The following is a 585-nucleotide window of genomic DNA, read 5'->3' on the forward strand; positions in this document are numbered from 1 at the left end:
GGCTCTCGTGTACTACCTGGATGTGAGCCTCGCTGAGACGCTGCGCCGCCATGCACTCAAGCCCATCGCCGGGATCGTGAGTGACGACGAGGTCGCGTCCTGGTACGTCGAACGCGACACCCTCGGAGTCCCGGGTGAAGTGCTCCTCCCGGAACGCATGAGCGAGGATGCGCTCGTGACGAGGATTCTGAGTGACCTTGCGGCGCTCGGCGTCAGCGGAGGGGCTATGTCCCCTCCGGATCACGCGGCCAGCCACCTGTCGCCCTGAGCCACAGCGTCCTTATTGGGTATACCCCACGGCGCAGATGTGTCACGAAACTGCCGATTCGGACCCTGTGGCACAGGGACGCCTACGGTGCCGTAACTGTCACGCAGGGTGGTGCTCAATGCAGCAGAAGTGTCAGGTTGAGGTGTGCCAACTCGCGCAGCAGTCTCCATAGGCCCGGCCTGACGCCGGCTCGCTCGTCTCGCAGCCTGCCCAGCGGGATTCACCCGCCCACCGTCGAGAGGACGCAGCCGACGCCTTCCCGGTCCTGAATCGCCGCCCATGCGTCCCCTCGGCGGCGCTGATCTGCAGGAGCCTGG

1 protein-coding gene is annotated in these 585 nt (G+C 66.0%); it reads left to right on the plus strand.

Going from position 1 to position 585, the window contains the following annotated elements:
• Window positions 1-268: P-loop NTPase family protein (locus tag IG178_RS24910; protein WP_226895793.1), on the plus strand; the 268-nt coding region annotated here is incomplete at its 5' end.
• Between the last annotated feature and the right edge of the window lie 317 nt (window positions 269-585).

Origin of the sequence: Neoluteolibacter marinus (assembly GCF_014904755.1) — a bacterium.
GTDB classification, from domain to species: domain Bacteria; phylum Verrucomicrobiota; class Verrucomicrobiia; order Verrucomicrobiales; family Akkermansiaceae; genus Haloferula; species Haloferula marina.